Here is a 22996-nt window from a genome sequence, read left to right as displayed (position 1 = left end):
GCTTCCGGTCCTCGGCGGCATGGCGGCACCACCGACGATCAGGACCGATGAGGAACGCGCTTGGTTGTACGCCCCGGACCTCGATGTCCACGGCTTCTGCCGCGGCGTAGGAGCAGGAAGACGGCCTTGGCCAGGACGACGGCCACGAGGGCGCCGACGGCCCAGTGCTTCCAGGGGCCGGACGTCAGGAGCAGCCCGCCCAGGCCCAGGTGGGCGACGACGACCAACACGACGACGGCTGCGAGGCCGAGCTTCGTGCGCCGTCGCGCCGGGTACCGGGCCGGGTGGCCGGTACGGACGTGGCCTTCGGCCTGCTGCGACCGCTCGACGCCCATGATGAGGAACCCCCCACCTTCCGTGGTCGGTGTGCTCTTCGACCATGACGACAGGGCGGCGGGGCGGTATGTGACACCGGCCGTGCGACGGGTCCCCTCCTCCCGGGGTCAGCGCCAGTAGGTGTCGTGGCTGAGGCGGTGGTGGTGGCTGTCGTACTGGTCGACGGTGGCGATGGTCCTGCCGTCGGGGACGGCGACGGCCCAGGCGCGGTAGTCGGTGCCGGGGACGGTGACGGTGGTGGCCTTGAGGTGGGTGCCGTCGGTGAGGTTGACGATGCCGTACGCGACGGCGGCCTCGGGGTTGGAGACCATGAGGCGGGAGCCGGTGGTGCCCTTGTCGTGCGGGCCCCACAGGCCCGTGCCGCCGCTGCCGGCGGGGTCGTGGGCCCCGGTGACGGGCTGGCAGTCGGACCAGGGGCCGCCCTGGTGGTCGATGCGGATGCCGCCGATGTACATGCGCTGGCACAGCAGCGCCGTGCCGGGGGCGGTGGTGCCGTCGGGGAGCGCGGGGAGGCGGTAGCCCTCCGGCAGCGTCGGGTGGAACTCCAGCGCGACCGACCAGGGGGCGCCGCCGGTCGTGCCGCCGGCCACCCGGACGGTGACGGGGCCGGGCGACGCGGTGGCGGTCGGGCTCGCCGCCGGGGAGGAACGGTCCGCGGGGCCGGTGGAGGGGCGGGCCCCCTGGATCGAGACCGCCACGGCGACGGCGAGGACGCAGGCGGCACCGGCCACGGCGCCGACGGCGACCGCCGCGCGGTGGCGCTTCCTGTGCGCCCGCGCGGTGGCGAGGATCCGGTCGACGGGGGCCTGGGAGGCGGGGTAGGCGTCGCGCGACCGGGCGAAGGCGTCGCGCAGCCAGTCCTCTTGGGCGGGGCGGCGGTCGTGGTCGGGAGTCATCGTGCCTCTGCGGGGCGGCTGGACGGGTGAAGACGGGCGAGGGTCGCCCGGTTGCGCAGTTTGTCCAGGGCCCGGGAGGCCTGGCTCTTCACGGTGCCGACCGAGCACCCGAGGACGTCCGCCACTTCCTCCGCTGACAGGTCCTCGCAGTAGCGCAGCACGACGACCGCCCGCTGCCGCTCCGGTAGTCCGGCGAGCAGGCGGGCCAGGGCGTCGTACCCGTCCACGCCCCCGACACCCGCCCCGTCCTCGGGGGCGGGGCGGGTGTCGGGCAGCGACGGGAGGAGGAGGTGGGCGATCCTGCGGCGGCGGTGCCGGCTGCGGTTGGTGTTGACCAGCGCCCGCCGCACGTAGTGCTCCGCGTGCTCGGGCCGCAACCGCCCCCAGTGCGGGTACACCTTGGCCAGCGTCGACTGCACCAGGTCCTCCGCTTCGTGGAAGTCCGCGGTGAGCAGGTACGCGGTGTGCGTCAAGGCGCGCCAGCGGGCGGCGACGAAGCGGGTGAACTCCGCGTCCGGTTCGCTGCCCTCGGCTCGGTGGTCACGTGGCTGCACGGCAGGAGGTGCCCGTCCTTCTTCCTGGGATCAGCGCCAGTAGGTGTCGTGGCTGAGGCGGTGGCGGTGGCTGTCGTACTGGTCGACGGCGGCGATCGTCCTGCCGTCGGGTATGGCGACGGCCCAGGCACGGTAGTCGGTGCCGGGGACGGTGACCGTGGGAGCCTTCAGACGGGTGCCGTCGGTGAGGACGACGACGCCGTACGCGACGGCGGCCTCGGGGTTGGAGACCATGAGGCGGGAGCCGGTGGTGCCCTTGTCCTGGAAGCCCCACAGGCCCATGCCGCCGCTGCCGGCGGGGTCGTGGGCGCCGGTGACGGGCTGGCAGTCGGACCAGGGGCCGCCCTGGTGGTCGATGCGGACGCCGTCGATGTACATGCGCTGGCACAGCAGCGCCGTGCCGGGGGCGGTGGTGCCGTCGGGGGACGTGGGAAGGTCGTAGCCCTCCGGCAGCGTCCGGTGGAACTCCAGGGCCACCGACCAGCGCTTGCCGTCCACCCGGCCCTCGCCGATCAGCTGCGTGACGACCTTGGGCGCCTGCTTCCCGGGTGCGGCGACCGCCTTGGCGGCCACGGCGGCGGGTGCGCCGGCGCGGTGCGTGGCCGGGGCGGACGGGGCCGACGGCGCCGCCATGGCGGAGGCGCCGAGCGACATCGCGCCGATCGCGACCGCCGTGGCGGCCGCCACGCCTGCCTTCCTGGCAAAACTGAGAGCCACGGAGCATTTCTCCTTCGAAGCCGCCACCCGGCACCGCGCCGGGCGGTCCTTGACGGCCGGCGCGTGGGCCCGCGCGCCGGCCTGCGGTGGCCACCGGATGTGGTGGCCGCCGCTTGGACGTCCATTCGTAGGTACTCCCGAATGTGCGCGGAGGGTTGCACGGCCGCGCAACTTCCTCCGGGACGCGGCCGGTTGAGGTCGCACCGTACGGTGGCATCCGGCCGGTCCCGTCACGCGGGCCGCAGGGGAGAGGGAGCCGGGAATGGCAGGCCGGGCCCGTGGCCTCGGGCTCCGCGAGGCCCAGATCGTGGTGGGCGAACGCCACGACCACCACGGCGAACGGATCGTCCGCACCCCCGACAGCCCCCTCGACACGGAATCCCTGCACGCCCGCGCCGCCGGCTTCCCCGGCCGCGTCGCCGCGATCGAGGCGGTGTGGGACGGCGACACCGTGCACGACCGGTTCGTGGAGCTGCTGGCGATCACCGCGGACCCTGCGGGCGAGCACCACCTGGCCAGTCGACCCATCGCGGCACCGCGGTGCGGTACCTGGGCGAGGAGAGGGACGTGGGCCGGCGCCACCCTTCGGCGGTCGCCGCCGACCGGGCAGGCCGGGCCCTGGCCTCCGTCCTCTCGGTCCCCTTCCACTCCGCGAGTCCGCACACCCCGGACGACGAGGCGCCGCGCCTGCGGCTCTGAGCGACGCGAGGGCCACCGGGAGCCACCTGGAGCCCCTGGTGGGCATCGGTACCACCCGGGCACTTCCGGTATTTCGGGATGAGATGTACGAAAGAGGGGAAAGTGGTTGAACGTGGCACGCAGCTGTCGCGTACCTCCTGCTGAGGGAGGAGGGATGCCTGTGTGATCCGCGCTGACCGCACCGACACGCTCTGCCGGACTCCTACGGACGGCCGACGCCGCCCGCCGGGGCCTCGGGAGCAGAAGAGGTTTCCCCATGAACTACATAGCCGAGCGATTGCGCGTCCAGCCGCAGGCGGAGGACGCCGTACCGGTGCGCCCGCGGGTGAGCGCCGGTGACTGCGGCCTGCTGCTGATCCGGCTCACCTTCGGTGTCCTGATGGCGGGGCACGGGCTCCAGAAGCTCTTCGGATGGTTCGGCGGCCAGGGGCTCACCAGCACCGGCAAGGGTTTCGAGATGATGGGCTACTCGCCGGGGAAGGTCTTCGCCGCCATCTGCGGGGCCTCGGAGTTCCTGGGCGGCGTGGGCCTGGCGCTGGGGCTGTTCACCCCGCTCGCCGCGGCGGCGCTCATCGGCGTGATGATCAACGCCATGGTCACGGTGACCGGTGCCCGCGGGCTGTGGGACGAGCAGGGCGGCATCGAGTACAACCTGGCCATCACCGTCGTCGCCCTCGGGATCGCCGCCATCGGCCCCGGGCGGCTCGCGCTGGACCGGTACTTCCGCTGGGGGAGGGGCGGCTGGGCCGATGCCGCCGTCGCGCTGGCCCTGGGCGGCGTGGGGGCGCTGGTCGTCCTGAACCTGTAGGCCGGGCCCCCGTACCGGGGGCACCTGCCGGTGACCCCGGGGCGCAGACGGCCCCGGGGTCACCTGACGTCCGACGCGGGCGCCGCAGCAAGCTCACCCCTACGAGTGACGCGTGAGGCGTGCGCAGGAAATCGAACACATGATTGAATCCTGTGCATGGCCAACACCGTGTTCCCGCCCGACCTGGTGCAGGCGCAGCGCGAATGGCACCGCACCTACGCGCAACTCGCCGCGGAGCCCGCCCATGCGGCGGTCCTGCGGCGACGCCTGCTCTGGCTCTCCTGCCGGCTGTTCTGGCACCCGTACTGGCGCACCGGCCCCGGCCGGTTGCCCGCGGCCCGCGTGGAGCTGCGGCGGCAGGCGCGGGCCGCTCAGAACCCGAGGTCGGACAGACCGGGATGATCGTCGGGCCGTCGTCCGAGCGGCCAGTGGTACGCGCGCTCCGCCTCGGCGATCGGGGTGTCGTTGATGCTGGCCAGCCGTACGCGCATCAGGCCCTCGTCGTCGAACTCCCAGTTCTCGTTGCCGTACGAGCGGTACCAGTTGCCGGAGTCGTCGTGGCACTCGTAGGCGAAGCGGACCGCGATGCGGTTGCCGTCGAAGGCCCAGAGCTCCTTGATGAGCCGGTACTCCTGCTCCCTGGTCCATTTGCGGGTGAGGAACGCGACGATCTCCTCCCGGCCGTTGACGAACTCGCCGCGGTTGCGCCACCGGCTGTCGGGTGTGTAGGCGAGGGACACCTTCTCGGGGTCGCGGCTGTTCCAGGCGTCCTCCGCGAGGCGGACCTTCTCGATCGCGGTCTCGCGGGTGAACGGGGGTGCCGGGGGCTTCATCGGCATGGTCTCTCCGTGACGTCAGGGGGATGGCGCTGGTCGTCCCGATACGATCAAGTGCAGCCCAGAGCCGGACTGATCGCATCTCGGCCGTCCCCCCTCTACCCGTCCGCTCGCGCCCGCATCCCGCGCCCCGTGGAATGCGCGGGTCGGTGTACTGCTGTGACCTCAAGGCCGCCCGGGAGATCGGCTTCGACGAGGCCTTCCCGTACGTGGACTTCACCAAGCCCCTCGGCCAACGGCGCATCGGCATCCGGCGGATTCACCCGGAGCCCGGAGCCCGGCGCCAAGGCCCACAGGGCTGCCCGTAGTGCGGTTCAGTTCCCGGCGACGTCCTTCACGGCGACCGACACCGGGGTGTGACCCTCGATCAGTTCCAGGGTGAGCCCCGCCGTCGAGGGCGTGTCGAGCAACTCCGCCAGCACCGCCGCGACGTCGTCACGGGTCACCGAACCGCGCCCGGTGGAAGCGGCGAGCCGGACCCGCCCCGTGCCCGGGTCGTCGGTCAGATGGCCGGGGCGGACGATCGTCCAGTCCAGGGCGGCGCGCCGGCGCACCTCGGCGTCGGCGGCGCCCTTGGCGCGCAGGTAGGCGGCGAAGACCTCGTCGGTGCCGGAGCGGGACCCGGCGTCGGCCCCCATGGCGGAGACCATCAGGTAACGGCGTACGCCCGCGCGTTCCGCGGCATCGGCCAGCAGCACGGCGGCGTCCCGGTCGACGGTCTCCTTGCGGGCGGCGCCGCTGCCCGGCCCCGCGCCCGCCGCGAAGACGACCGCGCCGGCCCCGGCCAGTGCCTGGGCCACCTCGTCCACCGATGCCGACTCCAGGTCGAGCACGATCGGCTCGGCGCCGGCCTCGCGCAGGTCATCGGCCTGTTCCGGCGTGCGGATGATGCCCGCCACCTCGTCCTCGCGCGCGGCGAGCAGCCGCTCCAGCCGCAGCGCGATCTGTCCATGTCCACCAGCGATCACAGTGCGCATGCCACCGACGCTACGCCCGGCGCGCCGTTCATGCCGGGTCACGTCGGCTCCTCGACTGACGCGGCAGGTCGAGCGCCAGGGTGTCGGTGTACTCGCGTACCGCGCTGGTCCGGGAGACGACCCGCCCCCGGTGGATGACGATCCGGCTGTACGCGAGCGAGAGCGCGCTCTCCAGCCGGTCGGCCCGTACCGCGAGCAGCTCGGCGGGGAAGCCCGCCTCCACCCGCACCTCGGGCAGCCCCATGACGGCGCGGGCGTCCCGGCTCACCGCCTCGTACGCCTCCCCCGGGGCGCACTCGCCGTGGGAGGCGAGCAGGAAGGCGGCCTCCAGGGGGTCGCCACGGCCGACGGGGTTGGTCAGGTCGCGCAGCGCGCCGCTGCCCGCGGCGATCCGGACGCCGGCCGCCCGCAGGGTCCGCACCGGCGCGGTGCCGCCGCGGCGCAGCGACTCCAGGGCGCCGCAGCCGCCCTGCGGGAGGGCGGTCAGCGAGACCCCGGCGGCGGCGAGCTGCCCCGCCAGACGGACGGTCGTGTCGTACGGGAGCCGGGCCAGGCCGCCGCAGGGGCCGAGGGCGACGCCGGGGCGCAGTCCTCCCGCCATCGCGGCGAGCCGGGAGAGCCGGGCCGGGTCGGCGGCGTCGGTGTGCAGGTCGACCGGGAGGCCGAACTCGGCGGCCACGGCGAGCACGGCCTCCGCGTACCCGCCCGGGTCGGGGTCGAGGTCGGGGCAGCCGCCCACCACGTCGGCGCCCATCTTGAGGGCGTCGCGGAGCACGGCGAGGCCGTCCGCGCCGGCGGGCCCGGTGAGCACCCGGGGCACCGCCACGGTCCGCACGTCGACCAGGCCGCGCAGGGCGCGCCGGGCCTGCAGCGCCGCCTCCAGGGCGCGCAGCCCCTGTACGTCGCCGATGCGGATGTGCGTGCGGACCGCGGTCGCGCCGTGGCCTAGCTGGTGGAGGGCGCCCTCGGTGACCCGCCGCTGCACGTCCTCGGCGTCGTACGAGGGCGGTCCGGCGGAGCCGGCGGTCAGGGCGGTGTCGAGGTGGGCGTGGGGTTCGGCGGGGGCGGGCAGCAGGAGGTAACCGCCGAGGTCGACACGGGTGCCCTCGTGGAGGCTGCCGGCGGTGCCGACGGCCTCGATGCGCGCTCCGGCCAGGCGCACGTCGACGGTGCGGCCGTCGGCGAGGCGGGCACCGCAGAGCAGGAGGGCGGGGGCTGGGGCGGTTTCGCCCAGCGGCGGGTCGGTGGGCTGCTGCGGCTGGCTGTCGGTCATCGCGCTCCTCGGGGCCGGAGGCAAGATCACGCGGTTCCGAGCCTAGGGCGCGGTGCCCGGTCCGTCCGGGAAGAGCGAATAGTCGTACTGGTGACGTCAAGTGACGTATGGGGCCGAGCGGCTGGGGCGGCGGAGGCGGGAGGTGGTCCGGCGACTGCCCGCAAGATACGGATTTCACCTTCGGCGGCGGACCGTGTAATGTCTTCCTCGCTCGCCCCAATAGCTCAGTCGGCAGAGCGTCTCCATGGTAAGGAGAAGGTCTACGGTTCGATTCCGTATTGGGGCTCTGGTGATCGGATGACCCGCCACCCGGCGGGTGATCTTTTCATCGAAGCGGCGTAGCTCAGTCGGTAGAGCAAGCGGCTCATAATCGCTGTGTCACCGGTTCAAGTCCGGTCGCCGCTACCCCGCGTAGCCGATTGTGGGATCGGTCCTTCAATCGGCTACTCTTTCCGTGTTCAAACCTTATTGCCGTTCGTCAAGGAGCACTCACGTGGCCGCCACCGACGTCCGCCCGAAGATCACGCTGGCCTGCGTGGAGTGCAAGGAGCGGAACTACATCACCAAGAAGAACCGGCGCAACGACCCGGACCGTCTTGAGATGAAGAAGCACTGCCCGCGCTGCAACGCGCACACCGCGCACCGCGAGACGCGCTGACCCAGGCCGTAAGACCGAAGAGGCCGCCCCTGTCACCGGGGGCGGCCTCTCGGCGTTGGCGGACCCGCCGACGTGCAGACCACAGCTCCAGGAGGTGCCGATGGCGCTGGACCAGTCCTTCGTGGGGCGGACGTATCCGCCCACCGCTCCCTACGAGGTGGGCCGGGAGAAGATCCGCGAGTTCGCCGAGGCCGTCGGCGACCCGAACCCGGTCTACACCGACCCCGACGCGGCCAAGGCCCTGGGCCACCCGGACGTGATCGCGCCGCCGACCTTCCCGTTCGTGATCACGTACAAGGCCTCGGGGCAGGTCGTCCTCGACCCGGAGCTGGGACTGGACTACGGCCGGGTGGTGCACGGCGACCAGAGGTTCAGCTACACCCGCCCCGTGCGGGCCGGTGACCGCCTGTCGGTGACGGTCACCATCGAGGCCATCAAGTCGCTCGCGGGCAACGACGTCATCGACGTCCGCGGCGAGGTCCACGACGAGAGCGGCGAGCACGTGGTGACGGCGCTCATGAAACTGGTGGCGCGCGCGCCGGAGGGTGAGTGAACCGATGACGGCGAAGATCTCCTACGACGAGGTCGAGGTCGGCACCGAGCTGCCGGCGCGGTCCTTCCCCGTGAACCGCGCCACGCTCGTGCAGTACGCGGGCGCCTCCGGTGACTTCAACCCGATCCACTGGAACGAGAGGTTCGCCACGGAGGTCGGCCTGCCGGACGTCATCGCGCACGGCATGTTCACCATGGCCTCGGCGATCCGCGTGGTGACGGACTGGGCGGGCGACCCGGGCGCGGTCGTGGAGTACGGGGTCCGCTTCACCAAGCCGGTCGTGGTGCCGAACGACGGCACGGGCGCGCTGATCGAGGTCAGTGCCAAGGTCGCGGCCAAGCTGGACGACGACGAGCGCACGGTCCGGGTGGACGTGACGGCCCTCAGCGCCGGGCAGAAGGTGCTGGGCATGTCGCGCGCGGTGGTCCGGCTGGCGTAGCCGTGAGGAGAAGGCGGCGGGGCGTCCCGCCGCCTTCCTCTTGCTCCCGTTTGTTATTGACTGATAACTTACTTGGCATGGCAGGTGACGGCATGCGGATGAGCGCGGAGGAGCGCCGCGAGGCGGCGATCCGCGCGGCGATGACGGAGTTCGGCACGGGTGGCTACAACGGCACCTCCACCGGCGTCATCGCCAAGCGCATGGGTGTGTCGCAGCCGTACCTCTTCCGGCTCTTCCCCAACAAGAAGGCGTTGTTCATGGCCGTCGCGGCGCGGTGCGTCGAGACGATCGAGGCGCACTTCGAGAAGGCGGCCGAGGGGCTGGAGGGGGAGGAGGCCTTCGAGGCGATGTGCGGCTCGTACCAGGAGCTCATCGGGGACGGCGACGTCCTGCGGATGCAGTTGCAGATGTACGTGGCCGCCGTCGACGACGAGGAGATCCGCGAGGCCTGCCGGCGCGGCTGGCTGGGCTTGTGGGACTTCGTCAGGGCACGTACGGGGGTGGGCGACCGCGAAGCGGCGGAGTTCTTCGGCACGGGGATGCTCGTGAACGTACTGGTGGCGCTCGGTGTCCCACAGCACGAGCGCGGCTGGGCGGGGATCGAGGACCTCTACGCCGACCGCTTCCCGGGGAAGGGCTGACGGGTCGCGTCGGCCTGCCGTGGGGCCCACCCATGTCCATGAAAGTTATTGATCGATTACTAATCAGCTGGGGGAGTTCATGGCACAGCAACCGACGGAGGGCCGGCGCGGCAGCGTCGTCTGGGCACTCGTGATCACCAGCGTCGCCGGGTTCATGGCGGCGCTCGACAACCTGGTCGTCACCACGGCGCTGCCCTCCATCCGCGCGGACCTGGGCGGCGCCCTGGAGGACCTGGAGTGGACGGTGAGTGCCTACACGCTCACCTTCGCCGTCCTCCTGATGTTCGGCGCCGCTCTGGGCGACCGTTTCGGCCGCCGGCGCATGTTCCTGGTGGGCCTCGGCGTCTTCTCCGCGGCCTCCGCCGCCGCGGCCCTCGCCCCCGGCATGGGCGAACTCATCGCCGCCCGCGCCGTCCAGGGCGTCGGCGCCGCGATCCTCATGCCGCTGACCCTCACCCTGCTCTCGGCCACCGTGCCGCCCGAGCGGCGCGGCATGGTGTTCGGCATCTGGGGCGCGGTGAACGGTCTCGCGGTCGCCGCCGGACCGCTCATCGGCGGCTCGCTCACCGAACACATCTCCTGGCAGTGGATCTTCTGGCTGAACGTCCCGATCGGCGTGCTCCTCCTGCCCCTCGCCCGGCTGCGGCTCGCCGAGAGCCGCGGCCCCGACCCCCGGCTCGACGTGACCGGCACGGTGCTCGCCAGCGCGGGTCTGTTCGGCATCGTCTACGCCCTCGTCCGCGGCAACGCCGACGGCTGGACCAGCGGCCCGGTCCTCGGCGGACTCGTCGGCGGCGGTGTGCTGATGGCCCTGTTCGTCCGGCACGGCATCCGCGCCCGCAACCCGATCCTGCCGATGCGGCTCTTCCGCAGCCGCGCCTTCGCCGCCGTCAACACGGCCAGCCTGCTGATGTTCCTCGGCATGTTCGGCTCGATCTTCCTGCTCAGCCAGTTCCTCCAGGGCGTCGCGGGCTACTCCCCGACCGAGGCGGGGCTGCGCATGCTGCCCTGGACGGGCATGCCGATGATCGTCGCGCCCATCGCGGGCTTCCTCTCCGACCGCATCGGAGGCCGCCCGGTCGTCGCCGCCGGACTCGCCCTGCAGGCGGTGGGCCTCGGCTGGTTCGCCGTGGTGATCGAGCCGGGGGTGTCGTACGTGGCGCAGGTGCCGGCGCTGATCGTGAGCGGCATCGGGATGGCGATGTACTTCGCCCCGAGCGCCAACATCGTCATGGGCAGCGTCCGGCCGGAGGAGCAGGGCATCGCCTCGGGCGCCAACAACGCCCTCCGCGAGGTCGGCGGGGCCCTCGGCGTCGCGACCCTCGCGGCGGTCTTCTCCGCCCAGGGCGGCTACGAGTCGGCGGCGCGGTTCGTCGACGGCCTCACTCCCGCCCTCTGGGTGGGCGCGGCCGCCGTCGCGGTCGGAGCGCTCGCGGCCCTCCTCATCCCGGGCCGACGCGCCACGAAGGCCCCCGAGCTGGTCCCCGCCCCGCCCAAGTCCCTGGTCGACGCGACGCCCTGACGCCCCGTCCGGCGCGCGCCACCACCGGCCGGCCCGGTGGTGACGCGCGCTCCGGGCTACCCGGACCCCGTCCGCCCCGCGGGCGTCCATCCCTCGCTGCGGATGTCGAGCGCCAGGTCGCGGTCGTGGACCTCCTCGCCGCACGCGCGGCAGTACTCGACAGGGTCCACCGGATGGTCGTCCCGGTGCCGGAGTACGACCGGCGGCTCGTCCACCGCCCACTTGTCGCCCCACGTCACCAGGGACCGGATGACCGGCGCGAGGTCACGCCCCGCCTCCGTCAGGTGGTACTCGTACCGCGGCGGCCGCTCGCTGTAGGCGCGCCGCTCGACGACGCCGGCCTCCTCCAATGCGCGCAGCCGTGCGGTGAGGCGGTCGCGCGGAGCGCCTGTGTTGCGGGCGATGGCGTCGAAGCGCCGGTTGCCGTAGAGGATCTCGCGGACCGCGAGCAGCGCCCACTTCTCGCCGACGACGGACAACGCCGCGGCCGCCGAGCAGGGGCGCCCCGGCAGTGGGGGCACAGGTGTGGTCGGGCTCACCGGGCCAGTCTCACACGGAAGGTTGTGATGTCAAACCCTCTCGCCCTACCCTCGTCCTCACGCGATAGTTGGAAAATCAAACTAACTACGCACCGCACCCTCAGGAGGCGAGAACGTCATGCGCGACGCCGTCATCGTCGAAGCCGTCCGCACCCCCATCGGCAAGGGCAAGCCGGGCGGGGCGCTCGCCGGGACGCACCCGGTGGAACTGCTCGCCCACACCCTCAAGGAACTCGTCGGCCGCAGCGGGATCGACCCGGCGCTGGTCGACGACGTCATCGGCGGCACCGTCGACCAGGTCGGCGAGCAGGCCATGAACACCACCCGCTGGGCCTGGCTGTCGGCGGGCTTCCCCGACTCCGTCCCGGCCACCACGGTCGACCGGCAGTGCGGCTCCTCCCAGCAGGCCGTGCACTTCGCCGCGCAGGGCGTCATCGCCGGCGCCTACGACGTCGTCGTGGCCTGTGGCGTGGAGTCGATGAGCCGGGTGCCCATGTGGTCCAACGTGCCGCCCGGCGCGGACCCGTTCGGCCCCGGCGTCGCCGAGCGCTTCCCGGGCGGACTCGTGCCGCAGGGCGTCAGCGCGGAGCTGATCGCCGCCAAGTGGTCGCTGGGCCGGGAGGCGATGGACGCCTTCGCCGCCGAGTCGCACCGCAAGGCCGCCGCCGCCTGGTCGGCCGGCGCCTTCGACGCCGAGGTCGCGCCGCTGGCCGGACTCACCACGGACGAGTCCGTCCGTCCCGCGACCACCCCGGAGATCCTCGCCGGACTGCGCCCCGCCTTCGCCGACCCCGGCTACGCCGAGCGCTTCCCGCAGATCGACTGGTCGGTCACGGCCGGCAACAGCAGCCCGGTCAACGACGGGGCCTCCGCCGTGCTGATCACCAGCAGCGAGACCGCGGAGCGCCTGGGACTGCGCCCGCTCGCCCGGCTGCACAGCTTCGCGGTCACCGGCTCCGACCCCCTGCTGATGCTGACCGGGGTCATCCCGGCCACCGAGCGGGTGCTGCGCCGCGCCGGGCTGGACCTGGCGGACGTCGACCTGTTCGAGGTCAACGAGGCCTTCGCCAGCGTCGTCCTCGCCTGGCTGCAGGAGACCGGCGCCGACCCGGCCAAGGTCAACGTCAACGGCGGCGCCATCGCGCTGGGCCACCCGCTCGGCGCCAGCGGCACCCGGTTGATGACCACCCTCGTCCACGCCATGCGGGCCCGAGGGGCGCGCTACGCGCTGCAGACCATGTGCGAGGCGGGCGGCCTCGCCAACGCGACGGTCCTCGAGGCGCTCTGATCCGTACGGGGCGGGCGGTATCCCTGGCGGGGCCGCCCGCCCCGTAACCTGAATGCCGTGCACGTACTCCACGACGCCCCGCTCGCGCCCCTGACCACCTTCCGCCTCGGTGGCCCCGCCACCCGCCTGGTGACGGCGACCACGGACGCCGAGGTCGTCGAGGCCGTCCGGGAGGCGGACGCGGCCGGGACGCCGCTGCTGGTCATCGGCGGCGGCAGCAACCTGGTGATCGGCGACGAGGGCTTCGCGGGCACCGCGCTGCGCATCGCCACCAGCGGGTTCGAGCTCAGCGGCACCGCGTTGGAGCTCGCGGCGGGCGAGGTCTGGACGGACGCCGTCGCCCGCACCGTGGAGGCGGGCCTGGCGGGCGTCGAGTGCCTGGCCGGCATCCCGGGCTCCGCCGGGGCCACGCCCATCCAGAACGTGGGCGCGTACGGCCAGGAGGTCGCCAGCACGATCACCGAGGTGGTCGCGTACGACCGCACCACCGGCGAGACGGTCGTCCTGGACAACGCCGCCTGCGCCTTCTCCTACCGGCACAGCCGTTTCAAGGCGGACCCCGCGCGCCACGTCGTGCTGCGCGTGCGCTTCGCCCTGGAGGACGCCGGCGGCATGTCCGGCCCGCTGAAGTACGCGGAGACGGCCCGCGCCCTCGGCGTCGGGACGGGCGACCGGGTGCCCCTGGACACCGCCCGCGAGACGGTGCTGAAGCTGCGCTCGGGCAAGGGCATGGTGCTGGACCCGGAGGACCACGACACCTGGTCGGCGGGCTCCTTCTTCACCAACCCGGTCCTCACCGAGGCCGGTCACGCGGACTTCCTGGCCCGTGTCCACGACCGCCTCGGCCCGGACGTCACGCCCCCCGCCTACCCCGCCGGCGACGGCCGCATCAAGACCTCCGCCGCCTGGCTGATCGACAAGGCGGGCTTCGCCAAGGGCTACGGCACCGGCCCCGCGCGGATCTCCACCAAGCACACCCTCGCCCTCACCAACCGGGGCGGGGCCACGACCGCCGACCTGCTCGCGCTGGCCCGCGAGGTCGTCGAGGGCGTCCACGCGGCCTTCGGGATCACCCTGGTCAACGAGCCGGTGACGGTCGGCGTCAGCCTCTGACCCGCCGCCGGGCGCCCCTCGTACTAGTACGCCACCCCGACCGCCTGCTTCAGCGTCGCCGCGTCGTCGACCACCGCGAGCATCGCGTGCGCCACGTCGGCGCGGCCGATGGTGAGGCCGCCGCGCAGATTGGCGTTGAGCGCGGTCCGGTAGACCCCGGTCAGCGGCTTGTCGCTGAGCTTCGGAGGCCGTACGGCGGTCCAGTCGGTGGCGCTGCGGCGCATCTCCTCCTCCATCGCCCGCAGGTCGTCGTAGACGGGCCGCAGCAGCCCCGAGACGACGGGTGCGGTGATCCGGCCGAGCAGCGTCTCGTCCTGCGGCACCGGGCCCAGTGGGGCCGCGCTGACCGCCACGAAGCGGCGCACGCCCTCCGCCTCCATGGCCCGCAGGACCGGACGGGTGACCTCGGTGGCGATCCCCGCGTCCTTGCGCCGGCGCGGCCCGAGACCGGAGAGCACCGCGTCCCGCCCGGCGACCGCCGCGCGCAGCGGCTCAGGGTCGGTCAGCGACGCCGTGACGACCTCCAGGCCGGATCCGGTCACGGGCAGCCGTGCCGGGTCGCGCACCACCGCGGTGACGTGGTGCCCCGCGGCCAGCGCCTGGCGCACGATCTGCCGGCCGATGCCTCCGGTCGCGCCGAACACCGTGACGTCCATCGTTCCCTCCCAGGTGGGTGAGTACTCACTCACCTTTAGGGTGAGTGCATGCTCACCCCCGAGTCAACACCCACCCGGACGCGGATCCTGGACGCTGCCGAGCGCCTGATGCGCACCATCGGCCTCGCCCGCACCACCACCAAGGAGATCGCGAAGGCGGCCGGCTGCTCGGAGGCCGCGCTCTACAAGCACTTCAGCAGCAAGGAGGAACTGTTCGTCCAGGTGCTCAAGGAGCGGGCGCCACGGCTCGGGCCGCTCATGGCCGAGCTCACCGCCGACCCGGGCGACCGCAGCGTCGAGAGCTGCCTCACCGACATCGCGCGCACCGCGGTCCTCTTCTACGAGTCCAGCGTGCCGATCGCCGCCTCGCTCTTCGCGGAGCCCGCGCTGCTGGCACGGCACCGTGACGCACTGCGCCCCATGGGCTCCGGGCCGCACGTGCCGCTGCGGGAGCTCGCCCGCTACCTGCGCGCGGAGCGTGACAGCGGGCGCATCCGGGCCGACGCCGACCCCGAGGCGGTCGCCGCGCTGCTGCTCGGCGCGTGCTTCCAGCGCGGCTTCCTCAACTGCTACCTGGGCGAACCCGTCGACGACCAGCCGCTGGACCACTTCGCGGTCGCCGTCGCCCGCACCGTCCTGGCCGGGATCAGCCGCTGAGCCAGTCGTCGATCCCCGCCAGGAGCTTGGTCCGCACGCCCTCCGGCGCCGCGGAACCGCGCACCGACTGGCGGGCCAGTTCGGCCAGCTCCTCGTCGGTGAAGCCATGTGCGTCCCGGGCCAGTTCGTACTGCGCGGCGAGCCGGGAGCCGAACAGCAGCGGGTCGTCGGCGCCCAGCGCCATCGGCACCCCGGCGTCGAAGAGGGTGCGCAGCGGCACCTGCTCGGGCTGCTCGTAGACGCCCAGGGCGACGTTGGACGCGGGGCAGACCTCGCAGGTCACGCCGCGCTCGGCGAGCTTCGCCATCAGCCGCGGGTCCTCCGCCGCCCGTACGCCGTGACCGATGCGGCTGGCGTGCAGGTCGTCCAGGCAGTCGCGCACGCTGCCCGCGCCCGCCAGCTCGCCGCCGTGCGGGGCCGCCAGCAGGCCGCCCTCCCGGGCGATGGCGAAGGCGCGGTCGAAGTCCCTGGCCAGACCCCGGCGCTCGTCGTTGGAGAGCCCGAAGCCGACCACCCCGCGGTCCGTGTAGCGCACCGCGAGCCGGGCCAGCGTGCGGGCGTCCAGCGGGTGCTTGGTGCGGTTGGCGGCGACGAGGACGGCCATGCCCACGCCCGTGTCCCGGGAGGCGGTCTCCACGGCGTCCAGGATGATCTCCAGGGCCGGGATCAGCCCGCCCAGGCGGGGCGCGTACGAGGTGGGGTCGACCTGTATCTCCAGCCACCCCGATCCGTCGCGGGCGTCCTCCTCGGCGGCCTCGCGCACCAGACGGCGGATGTCGTCGGGGGAGCGGAGCACGGAACGCGCGATGTCGTACAGGCGCTGGAAGCGGAACCACCCGCGCTCGTCGGTCGCGCGCAGACTGGGCGGCTCGCCCGAGGTCAGTGCCTCGGGGAGGTGCACCCCGTACTTGTCGGCGAGCTCCAGCAGGGTCGCGGGCCGCATCGAGCCGGTGAAGTGCAGGTGGAGGTGCGCCTTGGGGAGGAGGGATACATCGCGTGCCATCCACAGATCCTGCCGCACCGGCGGGGGGTGCCGGTACCTCTTTCGGCCGCTTTCCCCGAACGAGCGCTTGCCCGCACACACACGCGGGCCCCCGGACCGGCCGGTCCGGGGGCCCGCGGGGCGGTCGGCTCAGGCCTTGGCCTCGCCCAGCAGCTTCTGCAGCCGGGAGACTCCCTCGACGAGGTCCTCGTCACCGAGCGCGTACGACAGGCGCAGGTAGCCGGGGGTGCCGAAGGCCTCGCCCGGGACCACGGCGACCTCGGCCTCCTCCAGGATCAGCTCGGACAGCTCCACCGAGCTCTGCGGCCGCTTGCCGCGGATCTCCTTGCCGAGCAGCGCCTTGACCGACGGGTACGCGTAGAACGCGCCCTCGGGCTCGGGGCAGACGACACCGGGGATCTCGTTGAGCATCCGCACGATGGTCTGGCGGCGGCGGTCGAAGGCCTTCCGCATCTCGGCCACGGCCACCAGGTCACCGGAGACGGCGGCCAGGGCGGCGACCTGCGCGACGTTGCTCACGTTCGAGGTGGCGTGCGACTGCAGGTTGGTGGCGGCCTTGACGACGTCCTTGGGGCCGATGATCCACCCCACGCGCCAGCCGGTCATGGCGTAGGTCTTGGCCACGCCGTTGACGACGACGCACTTGTCGCGCAGCTCGGGGAAGAGCGCGGGCAGCGAGACCGCGGAGGCGCCCCCGTAGACCAGGTGCTCGTAGATCTCGTCGGTCAGCACCCACAGGCCGTGCTCGACGGCCCAGCGGCCGATCGCCTCGGTCTCGGCCTCGCTGTACACGGCGCCGGTCGGGTTGGAGGGCGACACGAAGAGCACGACCTTGGTCTTCTCCGTGCGGGCGGCCTCCAGCTGCTCGACGGAGACCCGGTAGCCGGTCGTCTCGTCGGCGACCACCTCGACCGGGACACCGCCGGCCAGCCGGATCGACTCGGGGTAGGTCGTCCAGTACGGCGCCGGGACGATGACCTCGTCACCCGGGTCGAGGATCGCGGCGAAGGCCTCGTAGATGGCCTGCTTGCCGCCGTTGGTGACCAGGATCTGGGAGGGGTCGACCTCGTAGCCCGAGTCGCGCAGCGTCTTGGCGGCGATCGCGGCCTTCAGCTCCGGCAGGCCGCCGGCCGGGGTGTAGCGGTGGTACTTCGGATTGCGGCACGCCTCCACGGCCGCCTCGACGATGTAGTCGGGCGTCGGGAAGTCGGGCTCGCCGGCTCCGAAGCCGATGACCGGTCGCCCGGCGGCCTTGAGGGCCTTGGCCTTCGCGTCCACGGCGAGCGTCGCGGACTCGGAGATCGACCCGATGCGGGCCGACACGCGTCGTTCAGTTGCAGCGGTCATGCCTGCATCGTCGCAGACCCGGGGGTACCGGAGCACACGAGTTCACGTTCCGGTCGGAACCGCGCGCAACCGCGCCGAACCGCGCCCGGACGCGCGACGCATTCGACGCCCGGCCCGCGAACACGTACACTCATCCGTCGATGGCCCCCGCGAGCTGATCTTGGCTGCACACATCGTGCAGCCGCTCGGATGCGGTACGTTGGGGGGCACTCAAAGGGTCGTAGCTCAATTGGTAGAGCACTGGTCTCCAAAACCAGCGGTTGGGGGTTCGAGTCCCTCCGGCCCTGCTACACGCAGGCAGACGCTTTGAGGATTGTTTCGGCAAACGACCCGGATTCAGGTGAGGACGAGTGACGGAAGCCCTGGGCTCCACCGCGACGCCTGAAAGCGGTCGTCCCGACGGTGAATCCACGGACGCCGGCTCCAAGAAGCCCCGCCGCGGCGGCAAGCGCGGCAAGAAGGGGCCCCTCGCGCGCCTCGCGCTCTTCTACCGCCAGATCGTCGCGGAGCTCCGCAAGGTCGTCTGGCCCACGCGCAGCGAGCTCATCACCTACACCAGCGTGGTGATTGTCTTCGTTGTGGTCATCATCGCGCTCGTTACCGTGATTGACTGGGGATTCAACAAGGGCGTCTCGTACGTCTTCGGGTGATTCCTCCCGCGGAGGGCGCCCGCGGCGCCCGACCGCCTGTTCCACATCGTGAAGGAAGAAGCAGCGACCGTGTCTGACCCGAACCTGTACGACGCCGACGAGACCGTCGAGGGCGACGACACCGCGCTTGACATCGTCGAGGCCGCCGACGGCGACATCGACCAGGCGGAGGCTGCAGACGAGGCCGCCGGCGAGCCCGCCGAGCAGGCTGCCGTCCAGGTCGTCGACGAGGACGAGGACGAGGCCACGGAAGAGGAAGCCGCGGAGGAGCAGGCCCCGGTGGACCCGGTCGCCTCGTTCCGCGAGGAGCTGCGCGCCCTCCCCGGCGAGTGGTACGTCATCCACACCTACGCCGGCTACGAGAACCGCGTGAAGTCCAACCTGGAGCAGCGCGCCGTCTCGCTGAACGTCGAGGACTACATCTACCAGGCCGAGGTGCCCCAGGAAGAGGTCGTCCAGATCAAGAACGGCGACCGCCGCACCGTCCGCCAGAACAAGCTGCCCGGCTACGTGCTGGTGCGCATGGACCTGACGAACGAGTCCTGGGGCGTCGTCCGCAACACCCCCGGCGTCACCGGCTTCGTCGGCAACGCCTACGACCCGTACCCGCTGACGCTGGACGAGGTCACCAAGATGCTCGCCCCGGAGGCCGAGGAGCAGGCCGCTGCCGCCGAGGGCGGCGAGGGCGGTGCCGCCCCGAAGCGCAAGGTCGAGGTCCAGGTGCTGGACTTCGAGGTCGGCGACTCGGTCACGGTCACCGACGGCCCGTTCGCGACGCTGCAGGCCACGATCAACGAGATCAACCCGGACTCGAAGAAGGTCAAGGGCCTCGTCGAGATCTTCGGTCGCGAGACCCCGGTCGAGCTCAGCTTCGACCAGATCCAGAAGAACTAGCAGCCCGGAACACCGGAAGAGCCCCTGCCCGCGGTCACCCGCCGGGCGGGGGCTCTTCCGCGTACGGGGGGCGGTCCCGCGGCGGTGGGTGAGAGGCGCGCAGACGGCCGCTACGGGCGGTTTCCGGGGGTCCTCGGGGGTGCCGCCGGGTCGTCTCTGACCTGCTCGGTTTCAGGGCTCGGCACGATACCCGCTATCGTGGTGCGGTATGCCTGCTCGCAGGCAGGAAAACTCTCACTAGGACCCGGAGAGAGCACATGCCTCCCAAGAAGAAGAAGGTCACGGGGCTTATCAAGCTCCAGATCAACGCCGGCGCGGCCAACCCGGCCCCGCCGGTGGGCCCGGCGCTGGGTCAGCACGGCGTCAACATCATGGAGTTCTGCAAGGCCTACAACGCGGCCACCGAGTCGCAGCGTGGCTGGGTGATCCCGGTGGAGATCACGGTCTACGAGGACCGTTCCTTCACCTTCATCACCAAGACCCCGCCGGCTTCCCGCATGATCCTCAAGGCCGCGGGTGTGGAGAAGGGCTCCGGCGAGCCGCACAAGACCAAGGTCGCGAAGCTTACGCGTGACCAGGTCCGCGAGATCGCCACGACCAAGCTGCCCGACCTCAACGCGAACGACCTGGACGCCGCCGAGAAGATCATCGCCGGCACCGCGCGTTCCATGGGCATCACGGTCGAGGGCTGACCACACCACCAGCAGTTCCGTGGCAGGGCCTGCTCGGCCCGCACCACGACTCCTCAGGACACACAGGAGCAGTAGTGAGCAAGCGCAGCAAGTCTCTCCGCGCTGCGGACGCCAAGATCGACCGGGAGCGTCTGTACGCGCCCCTCGAGGCCGTCCGTCTCGCCAAGGACACCTCCACCAGCAAGTACGACGGCACCGTCGAGGTGGCCTTCCGTCTGGGCGTCGACCCGCGCAAGGCCGACCAGATGGTCCGTGGCACCGTGAACCTTCCGCACGGCACCGGTAAGACCGCCCGGGTCCTGGTCTTCGCGACCGGTGACCGTGCCGAGGCCGCGCGTGCCGCGGGCGCCGACATCGTCGGCGCCGACGAGCTCATCGACGAGGTCGCCAAGGGCCGCCTGGACTTCGACGCCGTCGTCGCCACCCCGGACCTCATGGGCAAGGTCGGCCGCCTCGGCCGCGTCCTCGGTCCCCGTGGTCTGATGCCGAACCCGAAGACCGGCACCGTCACCCCCGACGTGGCCAAGGCCGTCACCGAGATCAAGGGCGGCAAGATCGAGTTCCGCGTCGACAAGCACTCGAACCTGCACTTCATCATCGGCAAGACCTCGTTCGGTGAGCAGCAGCTGGTCGAGAACTACGGCGCGGCCCTGGACGAGATCCTCCGTCTGAAGCCGTCCGCCGCCAAGGGTCGCTACATCAAGAAGGCCGCCATCAGCACCTCGGTGGGCCCCGGCATCCCGGTCGACCCGAACCGCACCCGTAACCTCCTCGTCGAGGAGGACCCGGCCTCCGTCTGACCGGGTCGGGCCCCCGGGCCCGTGCAGTTGTGAACCGGCCCCGCGCCTCTCCGGAGGTGCGGGGCCGGTTTTTTCGTACGACCGTGTCGGCGCCGTGCGTTACCGTGGCAAGCGGTTCCACGGGGACCCGGGGACGACGGACGGCATGGGGTGGGGATTTCATGAGCTTGTCGGCAGCGAAGCGTCTGGGAGTCGGTCTGGCGGCCGTGGCCGTCGTGGTCGGGCTCGCGGGCTGCGACGACGGCGACGAGGGCGGCAAGAAGCGCAAGAAGGCCGAAGCGCCGCACGGGGCGGTCCAGGGGCAGGGCGAGATCGCCAAGGCCATCCAGGCCGCCTTCGAGAAGACCTCGGAGGCGAAGTCCGCCAAGGTGCGCATGACGCTCACCCTGCCGGCCGGCGCGCAGGGCGGCGGCACGATGCGGATCGCCGGAGTGCAGGGGTGGGACCCGGCGGTCATGGACGTCACCATGGAGGGCTCGGCCTTCACCGCCGCCGACCCGGACGCCCCCTCCCGGATCCGCATGATCATGCTGGACCAGGCCATGTACATGGACATGGGGGCGAAGCAGGCCGCCGAGATGGACGGCAAGCGCTGGATGAAGCTGGACCTGAAGGCAGCGGCCGAGGTGAGCGGCAGCGAAGAGCTGCAGAAGCAGATGACCGGCGGCCTGGACAACATGAACCAGGACCCGGCCGAGCAGCTCGCCCTGCTGCTCCAGTCGCCCAGCCTGAAGCACGTCGGCGCGGAGAAGGTAGGCGGCGTCCAGGCGGACCACTACAAGGGCACGCTGACCTTCGCGGAGATGGTGGAGGCCAACAAGGCCACCGGCGTCCTGTCCGAGAAGGAGCGCAAGGCCCTGGTCGCCAACGCCGAGAAGGCGGGCATCAAGGGCTACGACACCGAGATCTGGGTCAACCAGGACCACTACCCGGTGAAGATGGTCGTGGGCGTGAGGACGCCCGAGGGCACGCTCCGCATGAACGCCTCCTACTCCGACTACGGCACCGCGGTGAGCGTCCAGGCGCCGCCGGCGAAGGACACCGTCGACCTCTTCGGGATGCTCGGGGACATGAAGGCCTCAGGCGCCTGACCGGGGGCTCCGGCCTCACGGGCTGACCTGCCCCGACACCGGATTTGCCTGGTGCGGATCCGTTCGCGTACTCTTCAACGGAAGCCAAAGACCGCTGGTTGCTGGCGCGCCCGTGAGGGTGCGGCAGCCGAAGGATCCGCTGATGCGGACGGCCCGCGCAGGTGACAGTGGATGCACTCCCGGGAACGCTCCTCGCGATTCCGGTCGAGTCACGCCCCGTGCGCCTGCGCCGGGGCGTTTGTTTTGCCCGGCCCCTTCCCGTGCGGTCCGAATCACCCGGAAGGAGGCCGAGGCTCTATGGCGAGGCCCGACAAGGCCGGTTCGGTTGCCGAGCTGACGGACAAGTTCCGCAGCTCCAACGCCGCCGTGCTGACCGAGTACCGCGGTCTCACCGTGGCGCAGCTCAAGACGCTGCGCCGTTCGCTCGGTGAGAACGCCCAGTACGCCGTGGTGAAGAACACGCTGACCAAGATCGCGGCCAACGAGGCCGGGATCACCGCTCTGGACGACCTGTTCGCGGGTCCGACGGCGGTCGCCTTCGTCACCGGTGACCCGGTGGAGTCGGCGAAGGGTCTCCGTGACTTCGCCAAGGAGAACCCGAACCTCATCATCAAGGGCGGTGTGCTTGACGGCAAGCCGCTGTCCGCCGATGAGATCAAGAAGCTCGCGGACCTCGAGTCCCGCGAGGTGCTGCTCGCCAAGCTGGCGGGTGCCATGAAGGCAAAGCAGGGCCAGGCCGCTGCTGTCTTCCAGGCCCTGCCTTCGAAGCTCGTCCGCACCGTGGAAGCGCTGCGCGAGAAGGTCGAGCAGGGCGGTGCCGGTACGCCGGCTCCCGCCGAGGACGCGGAGTAGTCACTCCCGTGCTCTAGCGGGCCCGTACGCCCGCCGACATGTACATCCGGCACCTGCCGAATTAGTGGAAGGACCGCCATCATGGCGAAGCTCAGCCAGGACGACCTGCTCGCGCAGTTCGAGGAGATGACCCTCATCGAGCTCTCCGAGTTCGTGAAGGCCTTCGAGGACAAGTTCGACGTCACCGCCGCCGCCCCCGTCGCCGTCGGCGTTGCGGGCCCGGGTGCCCCGGTCGCCGAGGCCGTCGAGGAGAAGGACGAGTTCGACGTCATCCTCACCGGCGCCGGCGAGAAGAAGATCCAGGTCATCAAGGTCGTGCGCGAGCTGACCTCCCTGGGTCTGAAGGAGGCCAAGGACCTCGTCGACGGCACCCCGAAGCCGGTCCTCGAGAAGGTCAACAAGGAGGCCGCCGAGAAGGCCGCCGAGTCCCTCAAGGCCGCGGGCGCGTCCGTCGAGGTCAAGTGATCCCTGCCCCTTCCGAGGGGCTGATCAGCCGCGGGGCGGC

At 71.9% G+C, this 22996-nt stretch carries 30 protein-coding genes and 3 tRNA genes; 22 read left to right on the top strand and 11 right to left on the bottom strand.

Annotated features, from left to right (window positions below; genetic code table 11):
* Nucleotides 1–38: 38 nt before the first annotated feature.
* The 4 genes from PV341_RS02555 to PV341_RS02540 all read right to left on the bottom strand — a co-directional run bounded on the left by PV341_RS02555 (nt 39) and on the right by PV341_RS02540 (nt 2503).
* Nucleotides 39–335 carry a hypothetical protein gene (locus tag PV341_RS02555; RefSeq protein ID WP_500328184.1) on the bottom strand — a complete coding sequence of 99 codons (297 nt, stop codon included), beginning with the start codon at nt 333–335 and terminating at the stop codon, nt 39–41.
* A 108-nt stretch (nt 336–443) separates the two neighbouring features.
* Nucleotides 444–1232, bottom strand: coding sequence for a hypothetical protein (locus tag PV341_RS02550; RefSeq protein ID WP_500356547.1), 789 nt, complete (start codon nt 1230–1232; stop codon nt 444–446).
* Nucleotides 1229–1786, bottom strand: a complete 558-nt coding sequence (locus PV341_RS02545; RefSeq protein ID WP_500328181.1) for a SigE family RNA polymerase sigma factor — start codon at nt 1784–1786, stop codon at nt 1229–1231. The genes PV341_RS02550 and PV341_RS02545 overlap by 4 nt, the downstream gene beginning before the upstream one ends.
* Before the next feature lie 30 nt (nt 1787–1816).
* Nucleotides 1817–2503 carry a hypothetical protein gene (locus PV341_RS02540; RefSeq protein WP_500328179.1) on the bottom strand — a complete coding sequence of 229 codons (687 nt, stop codon included), beginning with the start codon at nt 2501–2503 and terminating at the stop codon, nt 1817–1819.
* Nucleotides 2504–3070: 567 nt separating this feature from the next.
* On the opposite strand from PV341_RS02540, the gene PV341_RS02535 reads away from it, so the two are divergent.
* From PV341_RS02535 to PV341_RS02525, 3 genes are all read left to right on the top strand, one after another.
* Nucleotides 3071–3202: a hypothetical protein gene (locus PV341_RS02535; RefSeq protein WP_500328178.1), complete on the top strand. Its 132-nt coding sequence runs from the start codon at nt 3071–3073 to the stop codon at nt 3200–3202.
* 256 nt (nt 3203–3458) lie between these two features.
* The gene (locus tag PV341_RS02530) at nt 3459–4010 is read left to right on the top strand and encodes a DoxX family protein (protein WP_500328177.1); all 552 of its coding nucleotides are present in this window, start codon (nt 3459–3461) and stop codon (nt 4008–4010) included.
* A gap of 156 nt (nt 4011–4166) precedes the next feature.
* Complete coding sequence (locus PV341_RS02525) at nt 4167–4412, top strand: DUF8825 domain-containing protein (RefSeq protein WP_499513397.1); 246 nt, start codon at nt 4167–4169, stop codon at nt 4410–4412.
* Here the strand turns inward: PV341_RS02525 and PV341_RS02520 are convergent.
* Nucleotides 4382–4849: a nuclear transport factor 2 family protein gene (locus PV341_RS02520; RefSeq protein ID WP_500328175.1), complete on the bottom strand. Its 468-nt coding sequence runs from the start codon at nt 4847–4849 to the stop codon at nt 4382–4384. The genes PV341_RS02525 and PV341_RS02520 overlap by 31 nt on opposite strands.
* A gap of 134 nt (nt 4850–4983) precedes the next feature.
* Here PV341_RS02520 and PV341_RS02515 point away from each other — a divergent pair, with 134 nt between their 5' ends.
* Entirely contained in the window at nt 4984–5154 is a 171-nt protein-coding gene (locus PV341_RS02515; protein WP_500328174.1) for a hypothetical protein, read from the top strand.
* A 6-nt stretch (nt 5155–5160) separates the two neighbouring features.
* Here the strand turns inward: PV341_RS02515 and PV341_RS02510 are convergent, their stop codons facing one another.
* Together PV341_RS02510 and PV341_RS02505 are read right to left on the bottom strand one after the other, a co-directional pair.
* Nucleotides 5161–5823, bottom strand: a complete 663-nt coding sequence (locus tag PV341_RS02510; RefSeq protein WP_500328173.1) for an NAD(P)H-binding protein — start codon at nt 5821–5823, stop codon at nt 5161–5163.
* Between the two features lie 28 nt (nt 5824–5851).
* Nucleotides 5852–7096: an amidohydrolase family protein gene (locus PV341_RS02505; protein WP_499513400.1), complete on the bottom strand. Its 1245-nt coding sequence runs from the start codon at nt 7094–7096 to the stop codon at nt 5852–5854.
* 213 nt (nt 7097–7309) lie between these two features.
* Here PV341_RS02505 and PV341_RS02500 point away from each other — a divergent pair.
* The 7 genes from PV341_RS02500 (at nt 7310) to PV341_RS02470 (ending at nt 10909) form a co-directional block, all read left to right on the top strand.
* Nucleotides 7310–7382, top strand: a tRNA-Thr gene (locus PV341_RS02500).
* A 46-nt stretch (nt 7383–7428) separates the two neighbouring features.
* A tRNA-Met gene (locus tag PV341_RS02495) sits at nt 7429–7501 on the top strand.
* An 88-nt stretch (nt 7502–7589) separates the two neighbouring features.
* The gene (gene rpmG, locus PV341_RS02490; protein ID WP_004571794.1) at nt 7590–7754 is read left to right on the top strand and encodes a 50S ribosomal protein L33; all 165 of its coding nucleotides are present in this window, start codon (nt 7590–7592) and stop codon (nt 7752–7754) included.
* Between the two features lie 100 nt (nt 7755–7854).
* Entirely contained in the window at nt 7855–8307 is a 453-nt protein-coding gene (locus PV341_RS02485) for an FAS1-like dehydratase domain-containing protein (protein WP_500328171.1), read from the top strand.
* A gap of 4 nt (nt 8308–8311) precedes the next feature.
* Entirely contained in the window at nt 8312–8746 is a 435-nt protein-coding gene (locus PV341_RS02480; protein ID WP_500328170.1) for a MaoC family dehydratase, read from the top strand.
* 77 nt (nt 8747–8823) lie between these two features.
* Nucleotides 8824–9387 carry a TetR/AcrR family transcriptional regulator gene (locus PV341_RS02475; RefSeq protein WP_499513403.1) on the top strand — a complete coding sequence of 188 codons (564 nt, stop codon included), beginning with the start codon at nt 8824–8826 and terminating at the stop codon, nt 9385–9387.
* 79 nt (nt 9388–9466) lie between these two features.
* A complete protein-coding gene (locus PV341_RS02470) occupies nt 9467–10909 on the top strand; it encodes an MFS transporter (protein WP_500328168.1) in 1443 nt (480 codons plus the stop codon).
* Nucleotides 10910–10965: 56 nt separating this feature from the next.
* Here the strand turns inward: PV341_RS02470 and PV341_RS02465 are convergent, their stop codons facing one another.
* A complete protein-coding gene (locus PV341_RS02465) occupies nt 10966–11448 on the bottom strand; it encodes a winged helix-turn-helix transcriptional regulator (protein ID WP_500328167.1) in 483 nt (160 codons plus the stop codon).
* Between the two features lie 118 nt (nt 11449–11566).
* On the opposite strand from PV341_RS02465, the gene PV341_RS02460 reads away from it, so the two are divergent.
* Nucleotides 11567–12736, top strand: a complete 1170-nt coding sequence (locus PV341_RS02460; RefSeq protein ID WP_500328166.1) for a thiolase family protein — start codon at nt 11567–11569, stop codon at nt 12734–12736.
* A gap of 57 nt (nt 12737–12793) precedes the next feature.
* A complete protein-coding gene (locus tag PV341_RS02455) occupies nt 12794–13849 on the top strand; it encodes a UDP-N-acetylmuramate dehydrogenase (RefSeq protein WP_500356546.1) in 1056 nt (351 codons plus the stop codon).
* A 23-nt stretch (nt 13850–13872) separates the two neighbouring features.
* Here PV341_RS02455 and PV341_RS02450 read toward each other — a convergent pair whose 3' ends face one another.
* A complete protein-coding gene (locus PV341_RS02450) occupies nt 13873–14505 on the bottom strand; it encodes an NAD(P)-dependent oxidoreductase (protein ID WP_500328163.1) in 633 nt (210 codons plus the stop codon).
* Between the two features lie 48 nt (nt 14506–14553).
* Here PV341_RS02450 and PV341_RS02445 point away from each other — a divergent pair, with 48 nt between their 5' ends.
* Nucleotides 14554–15162 carry a TetR/AcrR family transcriptional regulator gene (locus tag PV341_RS02445; protein WP_500356545.1) on the top strand — a complete coding sequence of 203 codons (609 nt, stop codon included), beginning with the start codon at nt 14554–14556 and terminating at the stop codon, nt 15160–15162.
* On the opposite strand, the gene PV341_RS02440 is transcribed toward PV341_RS02445, so the two are convergent.
* Both PV341_RS02440 and PV341_RS02435 read right to left on the bottom strand, forming a co-directional pair.
* Nucleotides 15152–16165: an adenosine deaminase gene (locus PV341_RS02440; protein WP_500328161.1), complete on the bottom strand. Its 1014-nt coding sequence runs from the start codon at nt 16163–16165 to the stop codon at nt 15152–15154. The genes PV341_RS02445 and PV341_RS02440 overlap by 11 nt on opposite strands.
* Nucleotides 16166–16294: 129 nt before the next feature.
* Nucleotides 16295–17512: a pyridoxal phosphate-dependent aminotransferase gene (locus PV341_RS02435; RefSeq protein ID WP_500328159.1), complete on the bottom strand. Its 1218-nt coding sequence runs from the start codon at nt 17510–17512 to the stop codon at nt 16295–16297.
* Between the two features lie 214 nt (nt 17513–17726).
* Here PV341_RS02435 and PV341_RS02430 point away from each other — a divergent pair.
* The 8 genes from PV341_RS02430 to rplL all read left to right on the top strand — a co-directional run bounded on the left by PV341_RS02430 (nt 17727) and on the right by rplL (nt 22956).
* Nucleotides 17727–17799 (top strand) — tRNA-Trp (locus PV341_RS02430).
* A gap of 63 nt (nt 17800–17862) precedes the next feature.
* A complete protein-coding gene (gene secE, locus PV341_RS02425; RefSeq protein WP_499513412.1) occupies nt 17863–18162 on the top strand; it encodes a preprotein translocase subunit SecE in 300 nt (99 codons plus the stop codon).
* Nucleotides 18163–18231: 69 nt separating this feature from the next.
* Complete coding sequence (gene nusG / locus PV341_RS02420) at nt 18232–19056, top strand: transcription termination/antitermination protein NusG (RefSeq protein WP_500356543.1); 825 nt, start codon at nt 18232–18234, stop codon at nt 19054–19056.
* A gap of 257 nt (nt 19057–19313) precedes the next feature.
* Entirely contained in the window at nt 19314–19748 is a 435-nt protein-coding gene (rplK, locus tag PV341_RS02415; protein ID WP_319135229.1) for a 50S ribosomal protein L11, read from the top strand.
* Between the two features lie 74 nt (nt 19749–19822).
* Nucleotides 19823–20548 carry a 50S ribosomal protein L1 gene (gene rplA / locus PV341_RS02410; protein WP_499513414.1) on the top strand — a complete coding sequence of 242 codons (726 nt, stop codon included), beginning with the start codon at nt 19823–19825 and terminating at the stop codon, nt 20546–20548.
* Nucleotides 20549–20709: 161 nt separating this feature from the next.
* Complete coding sequence (locus PV341_RS02405; protein WP_500356541.1) at nt 20710–21639, top strand: SCO4651 family lipoprotein; 930 nt, start codon at nt 20710–20712, stop codon at nt 21637–21639.
* Between the two features lie 297 nt (nt 21640–21936).
* The gene (gene rplJ / locus PV341_RS02400) at nt 21937–22491 is read left to right on the top strand and encodes a 50S ribosomal protein L10 (protein ID WP_319135235.1); all 555 of its coding nucleotides are present in this window, start codon (nt 21937–21939) and stop codon (nt 22489–22491) included.
* An 81-nt stretch (nt 22492–22572) separates the two neighbouring features.
* Nucleotides 22573–22956: a 50S ribosomal protein L7/L12 gene (gene rplL, locus PV341_RS02395; protein WP_500328155.1), complete on the top strand. Its 384-nt coding sequence runs from the start codon at nt 22573–22575 to the stop codon at nt 22954–22956.
* The last annotated feature ends 40 nt before the right edge of the window (nt 22957–22996 follow it).

The sequence above is a fragment of the Streptomyces sp. PA03-1a genome (assembly GCF_033792805.1).
In the GTDB taxonomy this organism is placed as follows: domain Bacteria; phylum Actinomycetota; class Actinomycetes; order Streptomycetales; family Streptomycetaceae; genus Actinacidiphila.
Note: the sequence above shows the minus strand (reverse complement) of the source record. Positions and strands in the feature narration are given on the sequence as shown.